The organism is Corynebacterium sp. MSK310, from assembly GCF_030227355.1.
GTDB lineage: Bacteria > Actinomycetota > Actinomycetes > Mycobacteriales > Mycobacteriaceae > Corynebacterium > Corynebacterium rhinophilum.
Window position 1 is genome coordinate 1 of sequence record NZ_JASPFZ010000001.1, and the last position, 25,171, is coordinate 25,171.

The following is a 25,171-nucleotide window of genomic DNA, read 5'->3' on the forward strand; positions in this document are numbered from 1 at the left end:
ATGCGATTAGTGACGTGTTGCCGAATGCGTCCTGGCAGCGGTGTCGAACGCACTTTTCTAAAAACCTGTCTTCGATGGTTGCCAAGACCCAGTGGCCAACCCTATCGGCGATGTTTCATACGATATTCCAGCAACCAGACTCGGAATCGGTGTGGTCCCAAGCACGTGAGGTCGTAGCGTTTTGTGAAGATAAATTCCCCCACGTTGCCAGCTACCTGGAAGAAGCCCTCGACGAGCTCTTAGCTTTTACCAACGCCCCGAAATCCGTCTGGAAGAAAGTCTGGTCGAATAACCCTACTGAACGGCTCAATCGTGAAATCCGCAGGCGTACGGATGTTGTAGGCATCTTCCCCAATCGTGACGCTGTCGTGCGCCTTGTTGGTGCTGTCCTAGCAGAACAACACGATGACTGGATCCAGCAAAACCGCTACATGTCACTAACCAGCCTGGAACAGACCAAAGCATTGATTACCGCCAACGTCATAGACGCTGACACCACCAAGGAGGTCGCATGAACCAGTTAAAGCACCGAGCACGTGCTGGCCCCTGACACCATCACACTGCATGCTCTATCGAAAGGTAGAAACACCACTCAAACGGACTTGACCGTCCGTCTTGTAGAGGACCGCATCGTGGCGGAAAATATGTCAATGCAGGCCGCGTGCCAGGCAGTAGCTCCAAAGTTGGGGGTTTCATGGCACACGGTTCGTCTATGGACTTAAGCCTGCTCGCCGTGCAGGAAACACCCCAGAACCTGTGCCTGAAGACTTGGCCGCAGAAAACGCCAGGCTACGCCGCGAAAATCACCAGCTTCGAGATACCAACGAGTTACTGAAGCCCGCGTCAGCTTTTTTCGCCTCACGACCAGGCCCCAAGCCTCGGTTATGATCCGGTTCATCGATAAATACCGCAATCGTTTCTCTGTCGAGTTCATCTGCACTGGCGTTAAAAGAATAACCAGGCTGGTGGGGTCATCACCTCGCGTGGTTATCGCCAGTCCAAAGCCCGTGGGCTTAAGTGCTCGTCGCCTTCGTGACGGCTGTTCTAGTTGAACGCATTAGTGCTATTCATCGGGATAATGACGGTGTCTTAAGCGTGCGGACAATGTGGCATGCACTTCACCGTGACGGAATCGATATCGGTCGCGAACGAACCGCCCGGCTGATGCGCCTAGCCGGTGTTTCTGGCAAAGGCAAAGGCGGATCACCTATTACAACCCGTACACCTCAACGTGCCGGATCTACGCCCAGACTTGGTCGAGCGTGAGTTCAAAGCCCAAGGCCTTAAACAGGCTGTGGGTGGCCGATATTACCTATGTGTGTACGAAGAAAGGCTTTGTGTATGCCGCGTTTGTCACTGACGTTTACTCCCGGCGGATCGTCGGATGGGCGTTATCGGACTCGATGCGCACCGAGGCATTGCCGCTGCAAGCACTCAATCAAGCGATTGTGAGTGCGAGGGAAACAACAGGTCTTATTCACCATTCGGATCACGGCTCGCAGTACGTCAGCGTTGTCTACAACCAGCGACTTTCCCAACACGGGATCACTGCTTCCACTGGGACTGTCGGTGACTGATATGACAATGCTTTGGCTGAAAACGTTAACGGCTCTTATAAGAACGAGCTGATCCATACTCGCAGGTGGGATGATGTTGTCGAGGTAGAAATCGCCACGTTTGAGTGGGTGTCATGGTGGAACGAGGTAAGGCTCCACCAAAGCCTGGGATACCGAACCCCAGCCGAGGTGGAAACCGAATTGTGGAAGCAGCACCCGCAACAGCGAATAATAGAAATCAAGGCAAATGCCTAGGAACAAAACTCGGGGCACTTCAGTTCTTGCTGCTTCGACCATTCCTGTTGAGAAAGGGTACCTAGAGTTGGAAGACGATAAAAACGTAGAGAACTTTATGGACTGCCGTGAAATCCGCACGGTTTTCAAACCAACTTGGGTGAGCTGGTGGTTCCACAAGATTTTTACGTTGCCGCGCGTTGAGTGCGATGGGATCGTAAGCAATTGTCACTGGGGAAGAGACAAAGCGTTAGTGAGGGATGGTGGGACGGTTACGGTTGGATTTAGTTATCGTATTTTCCATGATACGGAAATTAGATGCAAGAGCTCCCCTATCGAGGTGTCCCCTTCACATGCTGAGTTAGAAGCCAAGACAGCCATAATTAACAACTCCCCGATGACTGCCGTGCTCTACTAGCATTCGTCTCGAGTCTATCGATGATTCGAGCGCGTACTTCCCCGCGACGTTGTGAACGCGTTGCATAGGGTTAACCCGCCGATAGCGGTATGAGACCAGTGGAAATTGTAGTCGTGGCTGGACTCCACATACGCCTTCTGCCGGGCGCTCTGAGACTCAAATACGGCCGGGCGTAGGCCCGCTCAGTCATCAACGTGCGGTCGAACAGTTCCTCATTCCCGCTCGTCTGTGGCCGATTCGCCCCTGGTTCACCGGTGCTTGACACCCGGCCCCAACGCCTCGACGAACGCGCGGGAACGGTAACAGGCGCTGTTGTCGGTCATCACCGCGCCGACACGCACACCGAGCGACGCGAAAAAGCCGCTTGCGCGCCGCCAGAAACCCGCCGCGGTGTCTTCATGCTCGTCGTCGAGGATCTCCGAGTGCACCACCCGGGTAACAGATACATCACGCTAGCGGACGCAACCGATTGAGCTTTCGATATAACGAATTGGATGGCTATAGGCGGAGTGTGAATTAAGCCAGATATATGGGGACTGAACCAGGGCGCTTGGTGGTGACGGCCAAAAGCCCTGTGGACCCGACTTAATGCTGTTTATTAAGGAAGCCCACCGGGAAAAGGAGAGTAGTGGGCAAGCTCCGTCGCAGGGCAATGCGCGAGCAGAGGTGACCCGCAGCTGGGTTCTTTGAGCTTAGGAGCTAAGAACCGTGATTCGTTGACTTTGTTTCGCAGTGCCGGTTGCGTATCAGGTATCGGAGTCTCTCATGCGCCGCTATGTGGGCGACCATCTAGTCCTTCATGACTTCGTGGCTCATGGGGTTAAGCAACGACAAGGCATAAATATCGTCGGGGCAGAAGTCCGGTTTTAAGCGATCGCAGCGCGTTATAAAAGGTGGCTGGTGGTGTAAAAGTGATTGTTACGAACCGTGTGTGTCTAAAGTCACAAATAATAGTTTTTGCACTTGTTGAACCCTGGGTTAACGGAAGGATTCCCGTCCTGAGGTGGAGTAGGCATGGGCTGTTATCCCAGTGTAGGGCCCCTAAAAATCAGTAATAGCTTTATTGAATCTTTGATATGCCGGGTTTGTCTCGGCTTGGTCAAAATAAGATAACGAACGTGTAACAAAGCTAGATCCGGGGTAGTGAATGGACATTGATTGTGATGATTTCGTAACCTATTTGAGACATTGAGTTACCGCCCGAAAAGGTGCTCAATAGGAAATGAAAATTTAAAGCGTCGCATCTGGCTCCTCCTACTGAGGGGCCGAGTGGAGGAAGGCCTAAAGGAACGGTCCTCCAATGAACACTAGGCCCTAGGGTCAGAGCTTTTCTACAAGGAAAAGTAGACGCGTAGGAAGATTTGGAGTTTTTCTCGTGGCAAAGCACCGTCGTCAGGGCACTGTAAATACCCGTCGTATCGCATCTACTGCAGCCATCGCTGTAACCGCAGCTGTCGCCGCCCCAGGCGTTGCTCAGGCTGCCGAGGTCGTTGTTCCTAATACCGACTACCGTTTCGAGGTTGCCGGTCTGGAAAACGTCCCGAACATTGACCAGGTCCCAAACATTGACAAGTATGTCCCGTCCTTGGGCCAGGTTTCCAACCAGGGTGGCGACAGCTTCGTCGCTGCTGCAGAGCAGCAGGCTGCTCCGGCACCGTCCACCGTTGGTCAGAAGGCTCTGGAAGCTGCACGCTCCGTCCTCGGCTCGCCGTACGTTTACGGCGCTGCTGGCCCAAACGCTTTCGACTGCTCCGGCTTGACCAGCTGGGCCTACTCCCAGGCTGGCGTTCAGATTCCGCGTACCTCCCAGGCTCAGGCCGCTGGCGGTACCCCTGTTTCCCTGGACCAGCTCCAGCCTGGTGACATCATTTCCTACTACGGTGGCGCTTCCCACGTCGGTATCTACACCGGCAACGGCACCATCATTGACGCGCTTAACTCCGGCACCCCTGTGCAGGAGCGCGACTTGAACTACATGCCGATTAACAACGCTGTGCGCTTCTAATTCGCAGTGAAATGACATGCCCTTCCCTTTGCGAAAAAGGGAAGGGTTTTGTTGTGCAACGGCGGCTAAAACCCGCTATAGTAAAATCGATTTTTGAAAATTTTGAGTTGAAGGTCTTCTCGTGTCTAAACGTGTGCTCCCAGCTGCTGCATTAACCGCAGTCCTCGCTGTCACTTCTCTTACTGGCCTCCCGCAAGTTATCGCGCAGGAGGCGGAACCGAACCAAGAATCTACTTCTGAAAACGTCGATGATCTGGTGGATCGCGTCGGAGAGGTCGCTCGTAAGGTCTCGGCGAAGAATGAGGAAGTCAAAGAGCTAGAAGATAGGCTCGCGGCCAAGGAAGAAGAGGTCGCTCAAGCGGAGCAAGTCTCCGCAGAGGCCCAAAAACGTGTACATGACGCGCAGGGCGATGTCTCTACGCAGCAAGGCCGCGTGGACGATTTGGCACAGTCCCGCTACCGGGGAGACTCCCGTTCCGCCGTTTCGGGCGCTCTGGCTGCAGAAGACCCAACAGACGCCGTAGAACGCATGGGATACTTGGGTGCGCTTTCCCGCAAGGCGCAACGCACCCTCGATGCAAAGGCAGATGCCGCCTCAACGGCCGAAGCGGTTCAGCAGGAAGCTGCTGAGGCTGCTAAAAAAGTCCGAAAGGAAAAGAAGGACCTCGAAAAGCAGCGCGATGAGCTGGTGAAGCAAAAGGATGCGTTGGAAGAGCAGCAGGCGGACATCGAAGCTCAGGTGGATGCGCTGAGCGATGAGCAGCGCGAAGCTTGGGAAGGGCAATTCGGCGGCACGGATAAGCTGGATTTCGACCTGGGAGAGATCGCTGATGGCGCTAGCTCTGCGGCTCTGTCCAAGCTGGGTTCGCCCTATGGCTGGGGTTCTGCCGGCCCGAACCAGTTCGACTGCTCTGGTCTGATGTACTGGGCATACCAGCAAATTGGGAAGACCATTCCGCGTACCTCGCAAGCACAAATTGCAGGTGGCACCTCCGTGCCGGTTGATCAGCTGCAGCCTGGCGATATCGTGGGCTACTACCCAGGAGTTACCCACGTCGGAATGTACATTGGCAACGGCCAGGTAGTACACGCCTCAACCTATGGCGTGCCGGTTCAGGTCGTGCCGCTCAACTCGATGCCTATTTCGGGGACTGCACGATTCTAAGTGGCCCGCATACTGCTGGTAACGAATGACTTTCCTCCCAAAGTCGGAGGAATCCAGTCCTACCTGCGGGACTACCTTGAAGCGCTTGACCCAGACGATGTCGTAGTATTCGCTTCAACCCAAGAGCCACCTGAGGACTATGACGCCTCGGTTGCCTACAAAGTCATTCGGTGGCCACATCGCGTGATGCTGCCCACCCTCGCAACCACGCGCCGCATGCAGGAGATCATCCGGCAGGAAGGCATTGACGTCGTGTGGTTTGGTGCGGCAGCACCGTTGGCGCTGATGGGCAAGGCTGCGCGGCAGGCAGGGGCACGCCGCGTGGTGGCAACGACGCATGGCCACGAGGTGGGCTGGTCTATGGTTCCACTGGCCCGGCAATGCCTGCGGTTGATTGGCAATAACGCCGACGTCATTACATATATCTCGGATTACACTCTGCGGCGCCTGCGCGGGCCTTTTGGCCCGCACCCAGAGTGGGCTCACCTGCCCTCTGGAGTCAGCCTAGATTTGCTTTCTCCCGCAACCCCTGCCCAGCGCGCGGCCGCGAAGGCGGAGTTCGGAGTGACCGGACCTACCATCGTCTGTATTTCCCGTTTAGTCCCGCGCAAGGGGCAAGACCAATTATTGCGGGCGATGCCGCAGGTCAGAGAAGAATTCCCGGATGCTCAGTTGATGCTGATTGGGCGCGGGCGTTATCACGATGCGTTGCGAGAATTGGCGGAGCTTTATTGCCCCGATGCGGTGATTCAGCCGGCTCCCAGCATCGAAACTGCACTTCATGCCGCGGATATTTTTGCCATGCCGGCGCGCACTCGCGGCGGAGGCTTGGACGTAGAAGGCTTGGGCATTGTTTACCTAGAGGCACAGGCCTGCGGGGTCCCGGTCGTCGCTGGTGATTCTGGGGGAGCGCCGGAGACTATTTCGGAGGAGACGGGGATCGTCGTCAAGGGCACATCTGTTGATGAGCTTGTGGCTGCCTTGAAGGCGCTCTTGCGCTCGCCGGAAATGCGTACTCGTATGGGGCAGGCGGGACGCAGGCACGTCGAAAAGCACTGGAGCTGGGAGATTATGGGGCAGCGGCTGAGAAAGCTTATGGCTTGATGTGACCCTGGCCCGGTTGTCGGTATATTCTGATATCCATGCTTGAAAACAACTCCGCCGATCTTACTATCGGCTTCGATGTCGGTGGCACCAATGTGCGCGGTGGAGTAATTACTCGAGACGGGGACATCCTCGCGAGTCGCACCATGCCAACCTCGGGCGACCCGCGCCAACTTGATGATGACCTGGTAGCAATCGTCGAGGAGCTGCGCGCAGACTATCCCGTGGGTGCGGTGGGCCTTGCTGTTGCGGGATTTTTGGATCCAGAGTGTGAGACCGTCCGCTTCGCCCCGCATCTTCCGTGGCGGAATGCGCCCGTCCGGAAAAACCTTGCGGAGCGCTTGGGGCTGCATGTCCGGTTGGAGCATGATGCCAACTCCGCCGCTTGGGGAGAATGGCGCTTTGGCGCGGGGCGCGGCGCGAAGGATTGGGTATTTTTTGCGGTCGGCACCGGCATTGGCGCTACCTTGATGACCCACGACACCATCTACCGCGGCGCGTTTGGAACTGCTCCGGAATTTGGTCATATCGTTGTGGTTCCCAATGGCAGGCAGTGCTCGTGTGGCAAACGGGGCTGCTTGGAGCGCTATGCCTCTGGCACGGCCCTGCCGGATACCGCGCGCGAACTGCGCCCAAACTATGATGAGACCTCCTTGCCGCCGTATCCCACCGGTGAGCAGGTTGCACGCGCGGCACGTGGGGGAGACCCACTTGGTGTTGCGGTAATGGAGAACTTTGGGCAGTGGTTGGGCCAAGGCCTATCCATCGTGGCTGATGTGCTTGATCCGGAGCTCATTGTCATTGGCGGCGGCGTGTCCCAAGATGCGGATATGTACTTAGAGGAAGCCACCGCTGCCATGGGCCGGGATATAGTCGGCGCTGGGCATCGCCCCCTTGCTCGCGTTGCAACCGCGGAATTGGGCTCGGCAGCAGGTATGATTGGCGTAGCTGACCTGGCCCGCCGCGGCCACTAGAATGAGCGAAGGACGAGCTGGAGATGAAAAACAAATGGTACTGGGCGTTTAAGCACATCTTTTTCGGGCCCGCCCTGCGTGTATGGAACCGCCCTTGGTCAGAAGGGATGGAAAAAATCCCTGCTGAGGGGCCCGCGATTTTGGTGTCCAACCACCAAGCGGTGATGGATTCCTTCTTCTTCCCCCTGCTGTGCCCGCGCCAAATTACTTTTTTGGCCAAGGCGGAGTATTTCACCACCCCCGGCCTCGTGGGCGGCATGCAGAAGTGGTTCTTTAGCTCCGTCGGGCAAGTTCCCATTGAGCGGGATCATGAATCAGCGGGGGAGGCCATGCTCGAGACCGCACGGAAGATTTTGGGGCGCGGTGATCTCTTTGGTATCTACCCAGAGGGAACGCGGTCTCCAGATGGGCGTGTATACAAGGGGCGTACCGGGATGGGGCGCATTGCCATGGAGACCAATCAGCCGGTCTACCCCGTCGTTATGATCAATTCTCGCAAGGCTAACCCAATCGGCTCGTGGATTGTCCGTCCCGCCAAGGTGGGGATGCGCGTGGGAGATCCCATTTACCCGCACGATTGGGCGCGCGAGCACGGCATGGATCCGCAGCAGCACGAGACCATTCGAGCGTTCACGGACATGGTCATGGGGACACTAGCCGAGCTCTCCGGCAATCCCTATGTGGATGTCTATGCGGCTGATGTAAAGGAATCATTAAAGGCCGGCCACGGATACCCCGCCGGTGCGGAGATTAAAGGGAGGTAATTACAATTCCTCAGGCCCGCTTAGCGTGGCCGGATACCGCAAAAGGAATTTCTATCATCGGCGTGGTGCTCCTACACATCACGCTGAAGGTGCCAGGAGCCGAACAAACGTGGCTAGCAACTCTCAATACCTTTCTCGACCCCCTGCGCCTTCCCCTGTTCTTTCTGGTCTCCGGCTACTTCTCTTATAAAGTCTTTCGTTACAGTTTCGCGGAGTTATTTACCCGCCGGCTCTGGTTTTTCCTCATCCCATATTTGGTGTGGATGTCCGTAGAGCATATGACCAAACAGCTGGAATACCAGTGGGTTTTCGGTGACTCCTCCATGGGTATGGCCGAGATGCTGCAAAATCTTTTCCTTGGCCATACGATGGCGTGGTTTATCCACGCGCTCATTTTGTTCAATTTATTTTTGTGGTGTGTGCGTGCTTTACCGGCGTGGGCAGGAATCGGCCTGAGCTTTACTCCCGTGCTTTTTATTGCGTGGCAGGAACAGTTTCAGTTTATTGGCAAGGCCATTATGTTCCTTCCCATCTTCGTAGGCGCCGCCTTTCTTCGCGAGCCAATCACGCGTTTTGCTGCTGCGGCAGAAGAGATATTCCGCGGCTCGTGGAGCATGCGCAGTGCTGGAGCGTATGCCTCAGCCATCGGCGCTTATTGTGCAGGCCTGGCCCTGCGCCACGTGTGGGATGGCAACGATGCTGATGTTGCTTTTAACTGGCCCCTGCTGGGCGCGGACTTTTTAGGTTGGGGAGATGTCAACTTATTAGTGCGCCTCGTGGAACAGGCACTGGAGGTGCCGGCGGGCATTATCGGCGCCGTGCTCATTAGCCACATTCCGTGGATTGCAGAAGGCGTGAAGTTCGTCGGACGGCACACGCTACCGATTTATTTGTCGCACCCTATTGGCTTGACGGTGGGCTACGGGTACTACATGGCGCATCACGATTATGTCGTGTCTTTGGCGGGGACGTGGCCGCTGGAAAACACGTGGTTTTGGATCGCTATGTGCTTTATCTTTACGGCTATTTCTTCGCTTGCACTGTGGGCGCTGGGGAAGGTCCCTATCCTTGGCTGGACACTGGTTCCGCCGCGGATCGGTAGGCGCCGCCCCGCCGTAGAGCCAATGGTAGCGAACAAGCAACCAACAACACGGTAATGATGACGTAGTCATTGCCAACGATGTGCTGCCACCACGTCCAGTCCAGTTCTTGGTCTTCGGTATGCGGAACTTTCCAGTGGCCGCGGGCAAATAGCGCCAGCCAAGTGAGTGCCGCTAGGATCCAGCGGCGGCTGGCAACCAAGTAGACGCCCGCTAATACCAGCCAGGTGAAGTGGTGTGACCACGATACGGGGGAGCACAGCAGCGACACAGACGCCGCCAGCAGCATGAGCACGACCTGATTGCCGTGGGAAAGGCGCTCCATGGCAAACCACACAATTGCAATGACGACGATAACGCCAATGAGCCACAGAGTTTCAGCGTTATCGGGGCTAAGGCGGGTAAACAAGCCGCGCAAGGACTGGTTGGCGCTATAGGCTAGGCCGCCGATGCGTTCGGAATCCCGCAAGGTGGAGGTCCAATACTCAATCGAGCTATGCGGATTGGCGGCGAAGGCTATGAGGCCAGCGGCTACGAAGGATCCCAGGGTGGTAAAGAAGGCCTTCCATTCGCGGCGGACGAAGAAGACGGCCAAAAAGACGGCGGGAGTGAGCTTGATAGCAATGGCGATGCCGGTCAGGATGCCACGGGCCTTTTTCACCCACAGCAAATCAATGACCACTAGTGCGGTCAGCAGGATATTGATCTGACCAAAACTAAAGGTCTGCGTAATCGGCTCGGCCAGCATGGCGGCAAAAAGCCCCCAAGCCGCCCATTCCTGGCAGTTGAGGGAGCGCAATACCAGCGCAATGCATACCCACAATGCGAGTACGGAGAGGACCGTGACTACCACGGCGGCAGCGGTGAGGGGGACCCACTGCAGCGGGGCGAAGAGCAGGGCCGCAAACGGTGGGTAGGTAAAAGGCAGGGAAAAGTTGCGGTCAGTGCCTACGAAATAGTCACGATCATAAAGATCGCTGCCGAAGCCGGCCCCGCCTTCGCGGTAAACATCGAGGTCAATGTGGTAAAAGGCACGAAGCTCGCCCGAGAATAACGCAGGAATATCGATAATCCACCACAGCGCCGCGAGCGCAGACAGGATTAGGGGGAGGGCGGTGGTCCACAGGGCTTTATTATCGGTTCTGCTCACCCGCAAAATTTTACAGTGGCGCGATCGTGGGGCCAATTTCCCGCGCCCATCGCCGCAGCGCTAGGCTTGGGAAACGTGCGTTACTTCTATGACACCGAATTTATCGAGGATGGCAAGACCATTGAATTGGTCTCCATCGGCATCGTCGGTGAAAACGGAAGTGAATATTATTCCGTATCCACGGATTTTGACCCGTCTAAGGCCAATTCTTGGGTCAAGGAAAACGTGTTGGCTAAGCTGCCCAGCCCCCAGGATTCTGCATGGAAGCCGGCGCGTATCATCCGCACGGAAATCCTGGAGTTTCTCACGCGCAGCTCTACGCCAATTGAATTGTGGGCTTGGGTCGGCGCGTATGACCACGTGGTCTTGGCGCAGCTGTGGGGCGATATGGCGAGCTTGCCCAAGCGCCTGCCGCGCTATACCCGCGAGTTGAAGCAGCTGTGGGAGTTCGCCGGCCGCCCCAGCTTGCCGGCCGTGCCTAAGGGCAATCACGATGCGCTTGTCGATGCCCGCCATAACCTCGCTAAATTCCGCGCCTGCACCGAGGTCTTGCCCTTGTCCAAGGGGAATAGAATCAATTTCTAGCAGTTAACTACCAATCGACAGGCAGTAAATGGTTAAATGGAAGAGTGAGTTGGACAGTAGATATTCCGCAAAGTGTTCTGCCTGATCTTCCACCATTGCCAGAGGGCATTGAGGAGGTCTTCCAGGACGTCATCAAGCGTGACGCAAAGCAACAGCCTAGTTGGGATCCCACCCAAGCCGATAACGTGCGCAAGATTCTCGAGTCGGTGCCGCCCATCGTGGTTGCCCTGGAGATTGAGAAGCTCAAGCGGCAGCTTGCCGATGTCGCACTAGGAAACGCTTTCCTCCTGCAAGGCGGCGATTGCGCCGAGACCTTTGAATCGAATACCGAACCGCATATTCGCGGCAACGTCAAAACCTTACTGCAGATGGCCGTCGTCTTGACCTATGGTGCTTCCGTTCCAGTGGTGAAGCTGGGTCGCATTGCTGGGCAGTATGCGAAGCCGCGTTCTTCGGATACGGACGCGAATGGCTTGTTGAATTACCGTGGGGACATTGTCAATGGCGTGGAACCCACCGATGAGGATCGCCGTCATGACCCGGCACGCATGATCCGCGCCTACGCTAACTCTTCCGCGGCCATGAACTTGGTACGCTCTTTGACCTCCTCCGGCACCGCTGACCTGTACCGCCTGCACGAATGGAACCGGGAGTTCGTCCGTAAATCGCGCGCCGGTGCCCGCTACCAGGATCTGGCCCGCGAGATTGAAAACGGCCTGAAATTCATGAATGCCTGCGGCGTGCAGGATTCCACCTTGCACTCGGCGGATATTTACTGTTCACACGAGGCGCTGTTGAAGGATTACGAGCGTTCCATGCTGCGCTTGGGCCAAGACGATAATGGTGATACCAAGCTTTATGACCTGTCCGCGCACCAAGTGTGGATTGGTGAGCGCACGCGTGGTCTGGATGACTTCCACGTCAACTTCGCCGCCATGATCGGCAACCCGGTGGGCATCAAGCTTGGTCCTGGCGCCACGCCTGAGCAGGCCGTGGAATATGCCGAAAAGTTGGATCCCAACCGCGAGCCCGGCCGCTTGACCATCATCTCCCGCATGGGGCACGACAAGGTCCGCAGCGTGTTGCCACCCATCATCAAGGCCGTCGAAGACTCCGGGCACACCGTGGTGTGGCAGTCCGACCCCATGCACGGCAATACCTTTACCTCGTCCAACGGGTACAAGACCCGCCACTTCGACAAGATCGTCGACGAGGTGCAGGGCTTCTTCGAGGTACACCGCGATTTGGGCACCCACCCGGGCGGCGTGCACCTCGAGTTCACCGGCGAAGATGTCACGGAATGTCTCGGCGGCGCCGAGGACATCACCGACCTAGATCTGCCGGGCCGCTATGAATCCGCCGTCGATCCGCGCCTGAACACGCAACAGTCCCTCGAGCTTTCCTTCCTCATCGCAGAGATGCTGCGGAACTAGCTCCCACTAGACCCAGAGGGAAGGGGTTCCTTCGTAATAGGAGGAACCAAACCACCACCCGCTGATAGCGACCGCACCGGTTGCCACCACCACTGCGAGGAGAAAGACCAGCAGTGATGCAGGATGGCGATTGGTTAGCGGCCGCTCAGCCGGTTCTTCTTCTGCCACCTGCGCGGGGGCTTGTGCAGGAGAATGCGCTGCCCCCACGCCCGCAGCGGGCGCTGGTGCGGGGACAGGCGCCGAGGCCGGTGTCGGTGCTGGGGCGGGTGGCAGTGGCGGCTCCGGGGGGACCGGTGCCTTGGGCACATCGAGGCGCGTTTCAAAGTCCGGCTGCTGCGGATCCGGCTCGGGAGGAATAACCTCGGTGGGCCCGCCGTCCAAGTGCTCGGTGGCGCCCTGCGGGATGGTCCGCGTGGGCTCAAATACATCCGTGGCGCCGATGCCGGAATAGTCAGTGGGCGTTTGTGCGGTGCGCGCGGCAGCGGCGTTGCGGGGGACCGGGATGGTTACCGTGGGCAGATCCAATTCCCGGCAAATGTCCTCGAGGGCATCCAAAAATTCCTCGGCATCGGCAAAGCGCTCGCGGGGATCGCGGGCAGTGGCGGTGGCCACGAGGGCATCGACAAGCTTGGGCACGTCCTCACCACGCGTGGATGGGGCGGGAACATCCGCATATAGGCGAGCGGTGGCGTGCGCGATCGGGGTATCCCCGGAGAAGGGCACGGTTCCAGTCAAGAGTTCAAATAGCACAATACCGGCGGAATACACGTCGGTGGCGGGGGTTATATCCTCACCGGTGACCTGTTCCGGCGCCAAATATGAAACGGTGCCGACGATCATATTCGAGGTCGCTTGCGCATTCCTCGCACGCACCAGGCCGAAATCGCCCAATTTCACCCGGTGATGCGAGGTAATGAGCACGTTATCGGGTTTAATATCGCGGTGGATAAGCCCTGTAGAGTGCACCTCGGTCAAGCCTTGGAGCACGCTGCGCAGGGTCGATAATGCGGCAGGGACGGTCAGCGGACCGCCTTCGGCAAGCAGCTCGCGCAGGGTGCCGCCATCGATAAGCTCCATGATGAGGTAAATGGGCTCGCCATCGGCGGAAAAATCATGAATGGCCACGAGGTTGGGGTGTTGCAACCGCGCCATCGCGCGGGCCTCGCGGGAAAAGCGCTTGATAAAAACCGGGTCATCGTCATAGCGCTCATCCATGACCTTTGCGGCCACTTGGCGGCCCAAGCGCATATCCACGCAGCGATAGACGGTAGACATACCGCCGCGGGCGATGGGGCGATCGATGCGGTAACGGTCTTCCAACACGTCACCAATTTCCAACCTAGTCATACTCCCAGTATGGCCGATCCACTAGGGCGCGTTAAAGTAGGTGGCGTGACTAATGCAGAAAATTCCCTGAATTCCTTATTGGCCGGCGAAGAGCTGCTCAGCATGCAGCAGGTGGCAGACAAGCTAGGTCTTCCCATCACGCGCGCCTATGACCTGCTCCAGGACCGCAAATTCATTGTCTGGGACTCGCCCGAAGGCAAGCGTGTGCCGCTGGCATTCTTCAATGACAAGGGGAGCATCGCCAAGCATGTCACCGGCGTTATTACCGTGCTTACCGATGGCGGCTATGACGACGAGGAAATCCTGCGCCACCTATTTACCGCAGATGACTCCCTGCCTGGCCGGCCCATTGACGCCTTGCACGGGCACCTGGCGCGCGAGGTTATTCGGCGGGCTCAGGCGTCTGCTTTTTAGCCCTGCGTGTGGGCAGTTGCGGGCCTTTGTGCCCAATGCCATCGAACATCCACTGCGTTGCGGACCAGGACACAACGATGAGGCCGATGACCCAGAACCAGTTATAGAGCTGGTGGTTGCCGTCGCCGGAAAAGCTCAAGCTGATAAATAACGCTACGCCAGAGGTAAACTTCAGCAGCCACAGCGGCGGGCGGAAGGTGCCCATGAGCGTAAAGATGGAGGCGTAGTACCACGGCAGGGTCACCGAGTTGAAGACGAAGGCAACCTGGTAGGCCGCCGCGGTGCCCATAATGGCATCGCGGACAGTATGTCGGCTTAGCCACCACACGATGACTAAGCCGATGAGCATGCATACCATCGCGATCGTGCGCAGGACGCCCAAGATGGCGTTATAGGAGGCGTCCGGATCAAAAATGTGGACCGCGGGAACGATGATGTCTGCGGCCAATGTCGGCCCCGCCAAGGGGTTAATCACCTTGGAGTTGCCGCTGACCTGGGAAAGCCACCCCCATGAGGTGCCGGAGCCCCAAGTAATAAGCGCTACCGTGGCGATGATTTCCACGGCCGCGATGACGCTTGAGCAGAAGAAGGCTACTGCCGTGCGCACCACGGTAGAACCCTGAGGCGCGTAGCGGTGCACCATGAGCCAGACGATGAAGGGGGCGGCGAAGATCGCGGTAGCCTTCATCGCCACCGCCGTACCGACTAACAGCAACGCGGCGTGGAAGCGCTGGTGCAGCGCGGCCAATAGCCCCAAGGACACGAGGCCAACCATGAGGGATTCATTGTGCATGCCACCGATAAGGTGCAAGATGATGACCGGGTTGGCAACGCCAATCCACAGCGCGACCGCCGGATCCGCGCCGAGCTTTCGGGCAATGCGCGGCACCGTCCACGCAATGAGGACAAAGCCTGATAGTGAAAGCAGCTTATAGATGATGATCCCGGCAGTGACGTTATCGCCCACGACGGTGGTGACGATCTTGCCAATCCACAGGTGCAGTGGCCCGTACGGGGTGGTGGTATTGCGCCAATCTTGCGAGACCTCCAGCAAGAAGGGCCCAGGGTTGATGGCGGCGCCCTCGGTATATGGGTCGAACCCATCGCGGACCATGGCGCCCTGCATGAGGTAGGAATACACGTCCCGGGAAGCCATGGGGCCGGCGAAAAGCAGCGGGGTGACCCATGCGATAAGAATGCGTTGTAACTCGCGCACCCCTCCCTCCGGGCGCGGGTGCTTAAGCTGCCGGCGAATAATCATGCGCCCGGCAAGCACCCAGGCGGCGGCGAGGAGGAAAATGCCCACCCAATACAGCACCAACCCGAGGTTGCGCCCGTGACCGTACGATAAAAATCCGATATTGAGCGCTTCGAGCACGCCGCCGCGATTGCGGGTCGAGCCGCCAGAAAAAGACGAAAAAAGAAGTATGCACGAGGCCACGAGGCCCAGCGGGAGCGCGCGGGGGACTGGCAAGGAGTAGGTTTTGGCCACAGTGATACCTACTTTTGTCGCGTCGTCGCCTGAATGGCTAGATGCTCTAGCGTTTCCGTAATCTGCGGATCCACATGTGCCGCACGCAGATGAGCCAACCCGGATTCCGTCAACGCGGTAATGCGGCGCTCAATCTCATCGGGGGCGCCGGAATCCGCAATGATTTGGGACAGGCGCAGCAAGTCCTGCGAATCGGAGGTGCGGCCGATGAATTTCCGCAGGGTAGCGGCGGCGCTGGGATCGCGTTCATCGGCGCGCTGTAGCGCTAGGGCGAGAAGCTCCGTGCGCTTGCCTTCCCGTAGATCGTCCCCAGCGGGCTTGCCGGTGATCGCAGGATCCCCAAAAACTCCCAGTTGGTCATCGCGCAGCTGATAAGCAATGCCGATATCGTGCCCATAGCCGCGGAAAGCCGAGATTAACTCTTCGCTCGCGCCCGCGATGGCAGCGCCCAAATGCAGGGGGCGCTCGATGGTATAGGCGGCGGTTTTATAGCGATTGACGGAATTGCTCAGCGCCACGGATTCGGAACCGGCTGCCTCGAGGGAAATATCGAGCAACTGGCCGCCCAAAACCTCGGTGCGCATTCCACGCCAAGGCTCGCGTGCACGTTGCAAAGCTTGCGGGCTGAGCCCAGAATCCTGAAACATATCCTCGGCATAGACCAGCGCAAAATCACCCACCAAGATGGCGACCGACGTACCAAAGAATTCCGGATCCCCTAAGAAATCAGATTCCCGGTGGAGGCGCTCTGCTTCCCGATGCACCGTTGGTTTCCCGCGCCGGGTATTCGACGCGTCAATAATGTCATCGTGGATAAGTGCGCAGGCCTGGATAAACTCCAGCGAGGACGCCGCGCGCAGCATGGCCTCAGGGGATTCCGAGCCGCGGCCTGCGGCGAGGTAACCCGCCCACGCATACATGGGGCGCATTCTTTTTCCGCCATCGAGGACGAATGATTCCAAGAAGCTCATGGCGGTACTGACCGGGGCGCCGATCTCTGCCACGTGATCCCGGCGCTGATCCAAGAAGATGGCCAGTTTTTCGCGCACCGCGCCGGGGATATCCGCAAGCTCAGGAATATTCGTCATAGTCACACCTCCACACGATACCGCCTAGGGCCAAGAAGAAATAACGCAGGTTTATAGCGGCAGGCTCACTCCCAAAATGGCGAAGGGCCGGGGATCCGCGGGGTAGCGATGGTGACGCACGACATCAAAGAAGCCCACAGACCGGTAGAGGCGAAACGCCCCGTTGGCTTCCTGTGGCGCCTCCGGTGTTGATAATAAAGCGTATTGGGCAGGGATATTCCACAGCAGCCCTTTAAGTAGCTGCCTGCCTAAACCGTGTCCTTGAAAGGCCGGTAGCACGTGTACTTCGGCTACTTCAAAGTAATTGCGCAGCATGCGCCATTCGGACTCCGTTGGGCCGCCATTTCGGCGCAGGGCTCGGCGCAGCTCGGAATCCCACCAGCTATCCGGTGATCCCAAAAATCCATATGCCACGCCCACGACGCCGTTGTCATGCGTGGCGATAAGCGCTGTAAACCCTGGGCGCATGGAATCCGCCCGCCAATGGTCAACACTGCGCGAAAACGTGACCGGGTCATATCCCATGGCCTCGATGTATATCTCCACGAGCTGAGGAGACAACATTGAGAACTCTTGCGGGGTTAAGCGGCGGATTTCGAAACTCACGGTATCTATCTCACCAGATACGTGCGGCTACCGGCGGACGAGGGTGGGGTGGGGTTATTCCATCGAACATTAAAAAATATCGAACAATGTTCGATATGCAGGGAGATATGGCTGGTAAAACTCTTGAATAATTCGAACATGTGACCTAGAATAGAAACTAGATGTCCAGTCGGCTGCTTAAAGTCAACGGCAGTCGAACACGGTTAGTTATTGGCGCACTACAGGAGAAAAACAATGGCACAGATTATTTCGGCAACGCAGTCCCGCACTACCGGTCGCTTCACTGGTAAGCGGGGTGCGAAGCGGGCACACTTTTTATTTCAAGCCCGCGAGCTTTTAGATCAGGCGAGAAGCTACGCGGCGGAGGGTCGCTTTGATCAGGCGTTAGAGGTGGCCTATCAGTCTGCATTGCGTACGGCTGGCGCGCGGGTAGCGGTATCGGTGGCCTCTCGTCGCCGGCGCCTGCCAACGAGCGCGTGGGATCGCTTGGCTCTAATCGGGGCCGAAGAAAAGCAGTGGGCGGAGGCTTTCAAGTCCTATTCTCGCACTCGCGCCCGGGTTGCATCTGGCCTGGATGCAACTCCGGATGAGGAGTATGTCTACGGATTAATGCAGCAGGCAGCGCAGTTTTTAGATGAGAGTGAAGCCGAGACGATTCTGGGCTCTTTTGCGGCATAACCGCGGCATAATCACTGCTGAGAGGAATAACTACCTTTTGGGGAACATACTGGTTACTCTGGACGTTAGTATTGGTAGAAGATATATCGGCCGAAGCCCAGTCCCTAGTTGGAGGAAAAGTGTCTCTTTCTGAACAGGAGCAACGCACGCTCCGTGAAATAGAGGAATCGTTATTAGCGGACGATCCTAAATTTGGCGCTTCTGTGTCTGAATCTACCTCGATCGGCGGTTCCGGCGGCGCTTTTACCCTGCGTGGGGTTGCGCTCATTGTGGTTGGTCTGTGCATGCTCGTCGGCGGCGTGGCCTTGGCGCAGCAAAACTTGTGGTTTATTGCGCTGTCCATCGCCGGATTCCTTGTCATGTTTGCTTCTGGTGTGTGGATGCTTCGTGGCGACCAGCCCGCTAGCACAGGAAAGAAAAAGTCCACTAATGGGCGGGCAAAGAAGGCAGCGTCATCCCGTAGTAACGGAGTAGGCAGCAAGCTGGAAGAAAACTTCCGTCGGCGCTTTGAGGAGAGCTAACCGCGAACTTTTCATTTCCCCAGTCACCATAAAGGGTGGCTGGGGATTTTTTATGGCTCACCAAAATTTCCCACTTTGCCCCACCTTCTTACCAAAACTGCGGTGCGGTGGGGGATTGTGGGTGCTGGAGGGGGAAATACCTGGGCTCTATGCAGGCAATGCGCTGTAAGTGGCGTATGGGGTGAAGTAACTTTGATGTTGTAGGTGGGATTAAAGGGGTGGATCTCCGGGGTTGTCAAGGTGGGGCGCGGGAAATCTGCCCACCGTAAAAACACCCTTTTAACTGCACATACGTTTTGAGTTATTAAGAATACAGCGATTTAAGTGGGGCATGTGGGGGAAAGTGGGGTAGAGTGGGGCGCAGCGGAGGAATGGGGTTGAAAAACTCTCTTCTGACGTGAGGGAATCCGGAGTTGTCGAGTGAGGAAGGTGGACGCCGGGATGTTTCTCGGAACCTACACTCCGAAACTTGATGACAAAGGGCGCTTAACGCTTCCTGCAAAATTTCGTGATGAACTCGCAGGTGGCCTGATGGTCACTAAGGGGCAAGACCATTCTTTGGCCGTGTACCCGCGCGAAGAGTTCGCCGAACGCGCACGGAAGGCTGCGGCGGTTTCTCGAACCAATCCGGAAGCACGCGCTTTCATTCGTAACTTGGCGGCAAGTGCGGACGAACAGCGGCCCGACGGGCATGGTCGCATCACCTTGTCCGCAGGCCACCGTGAGTACGCGGGCTTGTCCAAAGAGTGCGTGGTGGTTGGCTCGGTAGATTTCCTTGAAATTTGGGATGCAGCCGCGTGGGCTGAGTATCAATCGCAAACTGAAGATGCTTATTCGGCAGCAGATGCCGATGACGTACTTGCGGGCTTGCTGTAGAAGCCCGCATCTCGAGTGCGTGTAAGGACTCTGTCCGAGGCGGATGATTCTGGTGTACTTCCCCGATATCAGAAACCTGCCTCGGACAGGGCCCTATATGCACTCGTCGTGCTTTCCACGATAGGAAGTCCTGCACAGCGGAAATAAGAAAGGGGGACGCGGGGAGACATGGCTACAACTGACCTTAATTACGATGTGGCGGATAACCACGGCCATGTGCCGGTCATGCGCGAGCGCATGGCAGAGCTCCTGCGCCCCGGGGTAGAGGATGCGGGCTCGCAGGCTGTGCTTGTCGATGCCACCTTGGGCGCCGGCGGCCACAGCGAGTACTTCCTCCAGACCTTTCCGCAGGCGCGCGTTATCGGTGTGGATCGCGATGAGCAGGCATTGCGCAATGCTTCGGCCAGGCTAGAGCCCTTCGGCCCGCGTTTTTGCGCGGTTAATGCTCGCTTCGATGAGCTCGGCACCGCCATTGCCCAGGGCGAGGGCGATATCTTTGAAGCTGCCCGCGCCCACGGTATTGCGGGAGCCCTCTTTGATTTGGGTGTTTCTTCCATGCAGCTGGATCAAGCAGAGCGCGGCTTTGCCTATAAGACGGATGCGCCGCTGGATATGCGGATGGACCCGAGCCATGGACTTACCGCCGCTGACGTACTCAATACGTATTCGCACGGGGACTTGGCGCGGATTCTTAAGACCTATGGTGACGAGCGCTTCGCGGGCAAGATTGCCTCCGCCGTGCTCAAGGAGCGCGAGAAGGAACCTTTTAGCACCTCGGGCCGGCTGGTTGAGCTTCTTTACTCGACCATTCCGGCGGCAACGCGCCGCACGGGTGGGCATCCCGCAAAGCGCACATTCCAAGCGCTGCGGGTAGAGGTCAACCGCGAGTTGGAGGCCATTGAAAATGTGCTTCCCGTTATTACAAATGCGCTTTCCATTGGGGCGCGCGCGGTCTTTATGAGCTACCAGTCCTTAGAAGACCGCCTCGTAAAAGCGGCATTCAAGGACCTTTCTACGTCCACTACGCCTGCCGGCTTGCCGATGGACCTGCCGGGTACCGCACCGGAATTCGCCACGGTTACCCGTGGGGCCGAAAAGGCATCTCAGGCGGAAGTAGAAGAAAATTCCCGCGCCGCGTCGGTGCGCGTGCGCGCCCTAGAACGGCTTGAAGGCACGCCAGAATTTTTAACCCCGGGAGGCAAGAAATGAGCACCATCCCACGCCGAAACCAGCACTTAACGGATAGCCGCGACAGGGAGGCCACTCGCAGCATGGGCGCCAGCCGAGACTTCACCACCGGAATCGATACGGGAGCGCCTACCGCAGTGCGCGAGCGCACCTCCACCAGGACCACTGGCAAAACGGCGCGCCGCACGGCCCCTAGCCGTACCCGGGTGCCGCACCGCGGGCCGAACCGGCTTGGTTCGAAGCAGGTCGTCAGCTTCCGCGGCCGGCGGCTGCAACAGCAGACGAAGCAGAATAACGCTTTTGTCCGAGTTGCCGTCTTGGCCGTTACCTTGCTCATTGGCGGGGTAGTGCTGGCCATGTGGCTCTCTGGTTTGTCCACCTCACAGACGTTTAAAATCCAGCAGCTGACGGTGCAGGAATCGCAGTTGGATAATCAGATTGAATCGCTGAATCGGGACGCCGAAAACTTGAGCTCCTCGGCTGATATTGCCCGCCGCGCGGATGAATTGGGCATGGCAGTGTCCAAGCAACCCGGCGTGACTGAGGTAGGCGGGGATGGAGAGATCATCGCCAAGCGCGAAGGCACGCCGGATACGGAAAAGCTTATCGATGTCAACGGTGAACCCATCCGCCCGGGCCAAGCCTCGAGCGATCCAAAGGATACGGAGGGGATGTCTGATTCTCTCAACGCCGTGCCGCGCGGACAGCAGCAACATGCCCGCGGCAACGATGCGGACGAGAACCGGGATGAGCACCGCGGCAGCGATGACGACGATAACCGCGATAACGCCAGCGATAGTCGCCCCAACCTTCCCGCCCGCGCGCCGTACACCAGCCAGGCCGATTAAACGGACAGAATAAGTGGTGAAATTCTCTGTGCTCGCGCGTGGTAGCGCGGGCATTGCCCATCTTGTAGGGCACAATCGATACACGCAAGAACCTGTGGCGGCGAAGGGAAGGTGACTGAACACCGTGACTGCACCGAATAATGGTGGCAACCGTGGATACCGTCCGCGGCCGCGCCGCGCTGCTAGCTCTGTTGTGCCCCAAAAAGCGATCATGCGCCAGCGCCTGCGCATCATTTTGACCTGTGTCGTCGTCGCCACCGTCGCTTTGGGCGGCCGCCTTGCTTGGGTGCAATTGGTCTGGGGTCCAGACCTTGCGGCGAAGGCTGTTACCCAGCGCGAACGCGTCTACATCGACCCCGCCCGCAGGGGAGAGATCTTGGACCGAGATGGTCAGCGTTTGGCCTATACGATGAAGTCTCGTTCCTTGACTGTCTCTCCCACGCGCCTGCGCGATGAACTGAAAGAGCAGGCGAAAATGGAAGCCACGTCCGAGGGGAAACTCGAGGGCATGGATGACAACAAAAAAGAGGAGTACCTCACCAAACAAATGGAGGACAAACTCAAGGAGATGTCTGAGGGCATTCCGAAGATGATTGAGGATTCTGGTGCCTCTGCCTCCAAGGTGGATGCGGACGATATTAAAAACAAGCTCAAAGCCGATACGCAGTACGAGGTCTTGGTCCGCAATGTGGACCCGGATGTTGCCGTAGAGATTTCCAATAAGTACCACGGTGTGGCAGCTGACCGGCAGGATATCCGCCAGTACCCGAATGGGGCGATTGCAGAAAACGTCGTGGGCAAGGTCTCGATGGATGGCCACGGCCAATTTGGCTTTGAGGCAGCCCGTGATACCGAGCTGACCGGCATTGATGGGCAGTCAACGGAGGATGTCTCCACCGATGGGCAGGTTATCCCCGGCACCCTGCGCGATGTCGTGGATGCCGTTGACGGCCGCGACGTCACCCTCACCCTCGATTTGGATCTGCAGACTTACGTCCAGCAAAAGCTGGAAAAGGCTAAGGCCAATTCGCAGGCGGAGGGTGCCGAGGCTGTAGTGCTTGATGCCGCGACGGGCCAGGTGCTCGCCATGGCTAATACCGATACGGTGGACCCGAATAAGAATATCGAAGACCAGCTCAAAGAGGGCAAGGACTTTGAGAACCGCAGCATCTCCCACCCCTATGAGCCGGGATCCGTTGCCAAGATAGTGACGGCGGCAGCCGCATTGCAGGAGGGTATCACTACTCCGGACGAGGTGCACCAGGTTCCGGGCTCCATCGACATGGCTGGCGTGACCGTCAACGATGCCTGGACTCACGGCACCGAGCCGTATACCACCACCGGCATCTTTGGTAAGTCCTCCAACGTGGGCACCTTGATGATCGCGGATAAGCTCGGGCCTGAGAAATATGCGGAGTACCTGAAGAAGTTTGGTTTGGGCGCTAACACGGGCATTGAGCTGCCGAATGAATCCGCCGGCACGGTGCCAGACCAAGAGCAGTGGTCAGGCGGCACCTTTGCCAACTTGCCCATCGGCCAAGGTCAGGCGTGGACGACGCTGCAGATGGCTAGCGTGTACCAAGCGTTGGCCAATGGCGGCGAGCGCATCGAACCGCGCATCATCGACGAGATCAAAGACCCCGATGGCGAAACGGAAAAGCTGCCCGAGCCAAAGAAGACCCAGGTAGTAGACAAGGAAACCGCCAAAACTACGGTGGATATGTTCCGCGCCGTCTTCCAAGATGACGATGCCGGGGTGCAAAACGGTACGGCCGCTAATGCCCAATTGGATGGCTACCAGCTCTCCGGCAAGACCGGTACCGCGCAGAAGGTGGACCCGAATTCCGGGGCGTATTCTAATTCCGCGTACTGGATTACCTTCGCGGGCATTGCGCCTGCCGATGACCCACGTTTCGTCGTCGCAGTCATGCTCGATGAGCCTAAGTCCGGCGTGGAAGACAATGGTGGTGGCGGCCAGTCCGCGGCCCCCATCTTCCGGGATATTTCTTCCTGGCTGCTCAATCGCGACAATATTCCGACCTCGACACCAGCGCCGCGGATGACCCTGCGGGAACAATAGGAGCTTGAAATGTCTGTTTCCTTAGAAAAACTTGCGCAGCTTTCGCACGGACGCGTCATCGGTGATGGCACCGTTGAGGTCAGCGCGTGCGGATTGGATTCCACCAGCCTTCCCGAAGGCGCATTATTTGCCGCCCTTCCGGGCACGCGCGTGCACGGCGCGCAGTTCGTCGGGGATACCAAGGCGGGCGCGGTGCTTACCGATGCCCCCGGGCTCGACCACCTCCGCCAGGCCAACGAGACTCGGCCGATCATCGTGGTAGGCGATATCCGCTCCGTCTTAGGCCCCATCGCCGCAGAAATCTATGGGCACCCCACTCGCGATCTTACGGTCTTGGGGATTACCGGCACGTCCGGCAAGACGACGACTAGTTACTTGTTGGAGGCTGGTCTCTTGCAGGCTGGCCACTCCGTAGGCCTTATCGGCACGACCGGCACCCGCATCAATCGCACGCCGGTGCCCACCTCCTTGACCACGCCGGAAGCCCCACGGCTGCAAGAGCTTTTCGCCCGCATGAAGGACGAGGGTGTTACCCACGTAGTCATGGAGGTGTCCTCCCACGCTTTGGAGCTCGGCCGCGTGCGCGGCACCAACTTTGCCGTGGCTGGGTTCAGCAACCTCAGCCAGGACCACCTGGATTTCCATCCCACGATGGAGGAGTACTTTTCGGCCAAGTCCCGGCTATTCCTAGGTGAGCAGGCCGCCGAGCGCGCGGTCATCTGCGTTGATGATGAGTGGGGTGAGCGTCTGCACGGAATGGTAGAAGACGCGGATACCCCGGTTACGACGGTGGCTACGCGCGCAGGCGATGCCACGATCTCCGCCCAGCAGACGGCCACCGAGGCTACCGGTGCACAGGAGGTTGACCTCAACCTAGATGGCACCGACTATTCCTTCCGGCTACCGCTGCCCGGCGAATTCAATATCGCCAACGCCGCGCTCGCCCTAGGGATGGCTACTGCGGTGGGCGAAGACCCGCAGGTCTTTTTGACCGGCGTGGAAAACGTCGCCGTTCCGGGCCGCATGGAAAGGATCGACCGCGGTCAGGACTTCGTGGCCGTAGTGGATTATGCCCACAAGCCCGCAGCCATTGCTGCAGTGCTCGATACCCTGCGCCTGCAATTGGAGGGCACCTCCGGGCGAGTGGGTGTCGTCGTCGGCGCCGGCGGTGACCGCGATAGCACCAAGCGCCCGATTATGGGAGAGGCTGCGGCCACCCGGGCGGATCTCACGGTGGTCACCGATGATAACCCGCGCACCGAAGACCCCGCCGCAATCCGCGCGGCGGTTATCCAGGGCGCCCGGGAAGCTGCGCCGGACGCCGATATCCGAGAGCAGGGCTCGCGCGCACGCGCCATTGATGAAGTCGTGGATTGGGCGCAGCCGGGCGATGCCATCATCGTCGTCGGCAAGGGCCACGAGGTAGGCCAGCTTGTGGGCGAGCGCACCCTGCACTTTGATGACCGAGAGGAAATGGCGCGCGCCATTGAGGAAAAGCTGGCGGGAACGGCGCATCGCGATACTCTTAGGGATACGAAGGAGTAG

General features: G+C 58.1%; 26 protein-coding genes. 20 read left to right on the forward strand and 6 right to left on the reverse strand.

Annotated elements, in window-relative coordinates:
• The 4 genes from QP891_RS00005 to QP891_RS00015 all read left to right on the forward strand — a co-directional run.
• A partial coding sequence (locus QP891_RS00005; RefSeq protein WP_284816774.1) for a transposase occupies positions 1-515 on the forward strand: 515 nt, incomplete at its 5' end.
• Between the two features lie 589 nt (positions 516-1,104).
• Positions 1,105-1,266, forward strand: a complete 162-nt coding sequence (locus QP891_RS11810) for a hypothetical protein (RefSeq protein WP_284769793.1) — start codon at positions 1,105-1,107, stop codon at positions 1,264-1,266.
• A 32-nt stretch (positions 1,267-1,298) separates the two neighbouring features.
• Complete coding sequence (locus tag QP891_RS00010) at positions 1,299-1,577, forward strand: DDE-type integrase/transposase/recombinase (RefSeq protein ID WP_284769493.1); 279 nt, start codon at positions 1,299-1,301, stop codon at positions 1,575-1,577.
• A gap of 12 nt (positions 1,578-1,589) precedes the next feature.
• Positions 1,590-1,811 (forward strand): integrase core domain-containing protein, encoded by a 222-nt coding sequence (locus QP891_RS00015; RefSeq protein ID WP_284769494.1) that lies wholly within the window; start codon positions 1,590-1,592, stop codon positions 1,809-1,811.
• Between the two features lie 645 nt (positions 1,812-2,456).
• Here QP891_RS00015 and QP891_RS11945 read toward each other — a convergent pair.
• Positions 2,457-2,639: a hypothetical protein gene (locus tag QP891_RS11945; protein ID WP_410763475.1), complete on the reverse strand. Its 183-nt coding sequence runs from the start codon at positions 2,637-2,639 to the stop codon at positions 2,457-2,459.
• A 944-nt stretch (positions 2,640-3,583) separates the two neighbouring features.
• Here QP891_RS11945 and QP891_RS00025 point away from each other — a divergent pair.
• The 6 genes from QP891_RS00025 (at position 3,584) to QP891_RS00050 (ending at position 9,377) form a co-directional block, all read left to right on the forward strand.
• Positions 3,584-4,213 carry a C40 family peptidase gene (locus QP891_RS00025; protein WP_284769495.1) on the forward strand — a complete coding sequence of 210 codons (630 nt, stop codon included), beginning with the start codon at positions 3,584-3,586 and terminating at the stop codon, positions 4,211-4,213.
• Positions 4,214-4,334: 121 nt separating this feature from the next.
• Positions 4,335-5,378: a C40 family peptidase gene (locus tag QP891_RS00030; protein WP_284769496.1), complete on the forward strand. Its 1,044-nt coding sequence runs from the start codon at positions 4,335-4,337 to the stop codon at positions 5,376-5,378.
• Complete coding sequence (locus tag QP891_RS00035; protein ID WP_284769497.1) at positions 5,379-6,482, forward strand: glycosyltransferase family 4 protein; 1,104 nt, start codon at positions 5,379-5,381, stop codon at positions 6,480-6,482. It abuts the gene before it with no gap.
• 38 nt (positions 6,483-6,520) lie between these two features.
• A complete protein-coding gene (locus tag QP891_RS00040) occupies positions 6,521-7,456 on the forward strand; it encodes an ROK family protein (RefSeq protein ID WP_284769498.1) in 936 nt (311 codons plus the stop codon).
• Between the two features lie 23 nt (positions 7,457-7,479).
• A complete protein-coding gene (locus QP891_RS00045; protein ID WP_284769499.1) occupies positions 7,480-8,220 on the forward strand; it encodes a lysophospholipid acyltransferase family protein in 741 nt (246 codons plus the stop codon).
• 62 nt (positions 8,221-8,282) lie between these two features.
• Positions 8,283-9,377 carry an acyltransferase family protein gene (locus tag QP891_RS00050; protein ID WP_284769500.1) on the forward strand — a complete coding sequence of 365 codons (1,095 nt, stop codon included), beginning with the start codon at positions 8,283-8,285 and terminating at the stop codon, positions 9,375-9,377.
• Here QP891_RS00050 and QP891_RS00055 read toward each other — a convergent pair.
• On the reverse strand, positions 9,283-10,470 hold the full coding sequence (locus tag QP891_RS00055; RefSeq protein WP_284769501.1) for a glycosyltransferase 87 family protein: 1,188 nt from the start codon (positions 10,468-10,470) through the stop codon (positions 9,283-9,285). The genes QP891_RS00050 and QP891_RS00055 overlap by 95 nt on opposite strands.
• 75 nt (positions 10,471-10,545) lie before the next feature.
• Here QP891_RS00055 and QP891_RS00060 point away from each other — a divergent pair, with 75 nt between their 5' ends.
• Together QP891_RS00060 and QP891_RS00065 are read left to right on the forward strand one after the other, a co-directional pair.
• Complete coding sequence (locus QP891_RS00060) at positions 10,546-11,055, forward strand: polyadenylate-specific 3'-exoribonuclease AS (protein WP_284769794.1); 510 nt, start codon at positions 10,546-10,548, stop codon at positions 11,053-11,055.
• 44 nt (positions 11,056-11,099) lie between these two features.
• Positions 11,100-12,488: a class II 3-deoxy-7-phosphoheptulonate synthase gene (locus tag QP891_RS00065; protein WP_284816776.1), complete on the forward strand. Its 1,389-nt coding sequence runs from the start codon at positions 11,100-11,102 to the stop codon at positions 12,486-12,488.
• Between the two features lie 6 nt (positions 12,489-12,494).
• On the opposite strand, the gene QP891_RS00070 is transcribed toward QP891_RS00065, so the two are convergent.
• Positions 12,495-13,835 carry a serine/threonine-protein kinase gene (locus QP891_RS00070; RefSeq protein WP_284816778.1) on the reverse strand — a complete coding sequence of 447 codons (1,341 nt, stop codon included), beginning with the start codon at positions 13,833-13,835 and terminating at the stop codon, positions 12,495-12,497.
• 9 nt (positions 13,836-13,844) lie between these two features.
• Here QP891_RS00070 and QP891_RS00075 point away from each other — a divergent pair, with 9 nt between their 5' ends.
• Positions 13,845-14,249 carry an Rv2175c family DNA-binding protein gene (locus tag QP891_RS00075; RefSeq protein ID WP_005278391.1) on the forward strand — a complete coding sequence of 135 codons (405 nt, stop codon included), beginning with the start codon at positions 13,845-13,847 and terminating at the stop codon, positions 14,247-14,249.
• On the opposite strand, the gene QP891_RS00080 is transcribed toward QP891_RS00075, so the two are convergent.
• The 3 genes from QP891_RS00080 to QP891_RS00090 are packed head-to-tail and all read right to left on the reverse strand — an operon-like array spanning position 14,218 to position 17,435.
• Complete coding sequence (locus QP891_RS00080; RefSeq protein WP_284783557.1) at positions 14,218-15,741, reverse strand: alpha-(1->6)-mannopyranosyltransferase A; 1,524 nt, start codon at positions 15,739-15,741, stop codon at positions 14,218-14,220. The two genes, QP891_RS00075 and QP891_RS00080, sit on opposite strands and share 32 nt — an antisense overlap.
• Positions 15,742-15,749: 8 nt before the next feature.
• A complete protein-coding gene (locus QP891_RS00085) occupies positions 15,750-16,829 on the reverse strand; it encodes a polyprenyl synthetase family protein (protein WP_284816780.1) in 1,080 nt (359 codons plus the stop codon).
• Positions 16,830-16,880: 51 nt separating this feature from the next.
• Positions 16,881-17,435, reverse strand: coding sequence for a GNAT family N-acetyltransferase (locus QP891_RS00090; protein WP_284769506.1), 555 nt, complete (start codon positions 17,433-17,435; stop codon positions 16,881-16,883).
• Positions 17,436-17,669: 234 nt separating this feature from the next.
• On the opposite strand from QP891_RS00090, the gene QP891_RS00095 reads away from it, so the two are divergent.
• The 7 genes from QP891_RS00095 to QP891_RS00125 all read left to right on the forward strand — a co-directional run bounded on the left by QP891_RS00095 (position 17,670) and on the right by QP891_RS00125 (position 25,171).
• On the forward strand, positions 17,670-18,113 hold the full coding sequence (locus QP891_RS00095) for an SAV_6107 family HEPN domain-containing protein (protein WP_284769507.1): 444 nt from the start codon (positions 17,670-17,672) through the stop codon (positions 18,111-18,113).
• 119 nt (positions 18,114-18,232) lie between these two features.
• Positions 18,233-18,634, forward strand: a complete 402-nt coding sequence (locus QP891_RS00100; protein WP_284769508.1) for a DUF3040 domain-containing protein — start codon at positions 18,233-18,235, stop codon at positions 18,632-18,634.
• Positions 18,635-19,075: 441 nt separating this feature from the next.
• Positions 19,076-19,510, forward strand: coding sequence for a division/cell wall cluster transcriptional repressor MraZ (gene mraZ / locus QP891_RS00105; RefSeq protein ID WP_034654127.1), 435 nt, complete (start codon positions 19,076-19,078; stop codon positions 19,508-19,510).
• A 168-nt stretch (positions 19,511-19,678) separates the two neighbouring features.
• Positions 19,679-20,719: a 16S rRNA (cytosine(1402)-N(4))-methyltransferase RsmH gene (gene rsmH, locus QP891_RS00110; RefSeq protein WP_284769509.1), complete on the forward strand. Its 1,041-nt coding sequence runs from the start codon at positions 19,679-19,681 to the stop codon at positions 20,717-20,719.
• Entirely contained in the window at positions 20,716-21,546 is an 831-nt protein-coding gene (gene ftsL / locus QP891_RS00115) for a cell division protein FtsL (RefSeq protein ID WP_284769510.1), read from the forward strand. The genes rsmH and ftsL overlap by 4 nt, the downstream gene beginning before the upstream one ends.
• Positions 21,547-21,757: 211 nt before the next feature.
• Positions 21,758-23,626: a peptidoglycan D,D-transpeptidase FtsI family protein gene (locus QP891_RS00120; RefSeq protein WP_284769795.1), complete on the forward strand. Its 1,869-nt coding sequence runs from the start codon at positions 21,758-21,760 to the stop codon at positions 23,624-23,626.
• A 9-nt stretch (positions 23,627-23,635) separates the two neighbouring features.
• On the forward strand, positions 23,636-25,171 hold the full coding sequence (locus QP891_RS00125; RefSeq protein WP_284769511.1) for a UDP-N-acetylmuramoyl-L-alanyl-D-glutamate--2,6-diaminopimelate ligase: 1,536 nt from the start codon (positions 23,636-23,638) through the stop codon (positions 25,169-25,171).

What these genes read in the sequence shown, in the direction of transcription:
- QP891_RS11810 (WP_284769793.1), top strand. Translation starts at nt 1,105, where the DNA reads ATGTGGCATGCACTTCACCGTGACGGAATCGATATCGGTCGCGAACGA.
- QP891_RS00040 (WP_284769498.1), top strand. Translation starts at nt 6,521, where the DNA reads ATGCTTGAAAACAACTCCGCCGATCTTACTATCGGCTTCGATGTCGGT.
- QP891_RS00045 (WP_284769499.1), top strand. Translation starts at nt 7,480, where the DNA reads ATGAAAAACAAATGGTACTGGGCGTTTAAGCACATCTTTTTCGGGCCC.
- QP891_RS00070 (WP_284816778.1), bottom strand. Translation starts at nt 13,835, where the DNA reads ATGACTAGGTTGGAAATTGGTGACGTGTTGGAAGACCGTTACCGCATC.
- QP891_RS00075 (WP_005278391.1), top strand. Translation starts at nt 13,845, where the DNA reads ATGGCCGATCCACTAGGGCGCGTTAAAGTAGGTGGCGTGACTAATGCA.
- QP891_RS00085 (WP_284816780.1), bottom strand. Translation starts at nt 16,829, where the DNA reads ATGACGAATATTCCTGAGCTTGCGGATATCCCCGGCGCGGTGCGCGAA.
- QP891_RS00095 (WP_284769507.1), top strand. Translation starts at nt 17,670, where the DNA reads ATGGCACAGATTATTTCGGCAACGCAGTCCCGCACTACCGGTCGCTTC.
- mraZ (WP_034654127.1), top strand. Translation starts at nt 19,076, where the DNA reads ATGTTTCTCGGAACCTACACTCCGAAACTTGATGACAAAGGGCGCTTA.
- rsmH (WP_284769509.1), top strand. Translation starts at nt 19,679, where the DNA reads ATGGCTACAACTGACCTTAATTACGATGTGGCGGATAACCACGGCCAT.
- ftsL (WP_284769510.1), top strand. Translation starts at nt 20,716, where the DNA reads ATGAGCACCATCCCACGCCGAAACCAGCACTTAACGGATAGCCGCGAC.
- QP891_RS00120 (WP_284769795.1), top strand. Translation starts at nt 21,758, where the DNA reads ATGCGCCAGCGCCTGCGCATCATTTTGACCTGTGTCGTCGTCGCCACC.
- QP891_RS00125 (WP_284769511.1), top strand. Translation starts at nt 23,636, where the DNA reads ATGTCTGTTTCCTTAGAAAAACTTGCGCAGCTTTCGCACGGACGCGTC.